This window comes from Streptomyces aurantiacus JA 4570, assembly GCF_000414115.1.
Taxonomy (GTDB): domain Bacteria; phylum Actinomycetota; class Actinomycetes; order Streptomycetales; family Streptomycetaceae; genus Streptomyces; species Streptomyces aurantiacus_A.
The window spans coordinates 1-2023 of record NZ_AOPZ01000011.1 but is presented as its reverse complement, the minus strand read 5'-3'; the positions used below and the strand labels follow the sequence as shown (position 1 = coordinate 2023).

Annotated in this window: 1 protein-coding gene and 1 pseudogene; both read right to left on the bottom strand. The window is 73.8% G+C overall.

Translation table 11 applies throughout. From position 1 onward, the window contains the following. A pseudogene (locus tag STRAU_RS01545) lies at nucleotides 1-239 on the bottom strand (hypothetical protein); the annotation flags it as partial. 191 nt (nucleotides 240-430) lie between these two features. Beyond that, the coding region (locus STRAU_RS01540; RefSeq protein WP_052028915.1) for a zeta toxin family protein at nucleotides 431-2023 on the bottom strand (1593 nt) is incomplete at its 5' end.

The following is a 2023-nucleotide window of genomic DNA, read 5'->3' as shown; positions in this document are numbered from 1 at the left end:
GCGACGGGATCGAGCAGCGGCAGCGGGGACAGGTCACGCGGTTCGGTGGCCGGGACGGGCGGCGGGGCGAGGTGCTTGGGCATGGGGACCATGCGCCCGTAGGCGTCCGGCACCCACACCACCGGCTGACGCTCGATGCCCGACTGCGCGGGCACCAGCGGCGCGGCGTACGGCTCAACGGACGTGATCGGGATGGGGTGATGGACTTCGACGGCGGTGGGCCGCTCGGGGTGGGACATGCGGTGCTCCCTTCCGGCCTGGCCGGGCGCTCGCACACCCCGCGCGCGTCGCCCGTGCGCGGGGCGTGCGGGTCTTGGGCCCGGGTGTCAAGCAAGGGGTGTCAGGCGGTGTCAGCGGCCCACTGTCAGGGCGCGTGACACCGCGTGTGCCTAGGGGTTTGGGTGTCAGGCGGCCGTGACGGTGTCAGGCGTCAGGCCGCCGTCAGGGCAGCGGGCGTCCCGCCGTCGGGGCGGGGGACGATCCGCCACCGACCGGTCTGGCTTGTCGGCTCCAGGCGGCCCTCGATGGCGGCTTCCTTCAGCCGCGCGGACACCCACGGGCGGGACAGACCGTGGCGGTCGCACCAGTCCATGAAGTCCTTCGGGCCCACGACCATCAGCCCCGCGGCCTCGAACTCATCGAGCGCCTGGGCGAACAGGCGACGGGATTCCTCCGGGGAGGGCTTGCGGCCCGTCTCCTGCCCGAACAACGGGACGTCGTCGCCCTGCTGAGACTCGGGCAGCTCCGCTTCCTCGTCGATGCCCTCGTCCTCGGGGTCGACCAACAGGCCGTCGTCGTCGACGGCCTGGTCGTCGTCCGCGCGAACCTGTGTCGCCGGCGGCACGGCCGTCGCGCTGCCCGTGTCGGGTGCGGGGCGGCCGGTGTACGCGGTTCCGGCGACGGTCTTGAGGGCGCGCGCGGTGACGGGGTCGGCGGTGGCGCCGTGGCGCTGTGCCCACAGCGCGAGCAGCTGCATGGTGTCCACGGAGCGCGGCGTGAAGCGCAGAGTGCGTCCCGGGGAGGCGTACCGGTCCTCGTCGATGCCGGGCGAGACGACGTAGCAGTAGCCCGGCCGCCGGTTGCGCCACGCCCCCGGGTGCGCGCCCGCGGCCAGGACCTCGTCGGGCAGGCTGAACCCTTCGTCGTCGGGAGCGCAGCCCAGCGCGACCACGGACGGCAGCGAGGCCCGCGTGGACGTCGACATCTGGTCGTAGGACGGGCGCTGCAGAGAGACCACCAGGGCGGCGCCCGCGGAGCGGGCCTCCTGCGCGATGCCGGTGAACGCGTCATCGCCGATGAACCGCAGGGTGTTCGCGGCCTCCTCGAACCAGGCCACCATGAACGGCATGCCGGGGCAGCCGCACGCCCCGCCCGGGCGGCAGGAGTGGGCCGGGTCGCGCTGCTCCCGCGCGGCCTCAGGCACCCACTGGCGGTAGCTGTGGGCGCCAAGCCAGGCCGTGCGGGCCGGGATTGCCGCCTGGACGGCCGCAACCATGACCTCGGACGGGGTGCCGCCCTCCACTGCCCAGTCGTAGCCGGGCAGCAGCGGACGGAAGTCCTGGAACGCCTTCGGGTCGGACATCAGCAGCACGACGTCGCGGCGGGACATGATCTCGGTCTGCAGGTTCAGGGCAGCATCGCCCTTGCCGGACCCGGTTCCGCCCGCGATCAGCACGTGCGTGCTGTTGCGGCCCGTCTCCGGGTCGCCGGGCAGCCACAGCAGCAGCGGCGAGCCGTCGTCGTAGCGGCCCATCACCAGCGGGTCCGCGATCGAGCCGCCCAAGTTCGAGGGGCCCTCCCACTCGACGGTCTCAGCCAGCATGTCCTCGGGGACGATGACCAGGTCACCGCGCCGGTTGGAGTCCGGGTCGGGCTGGTAGCGCACCGCCGATGCGGGCAGGTCCAGCGCGGAGGCGATGCGCGGCAGTGCTCCGGACATGTCCGCGTTGGTCTGCGTGCCCGGATCCAGCGCGACCGGCGCGGTGACCCGGTTCGGCTCCGCCCGCGCTGCGCGGATCTGCGC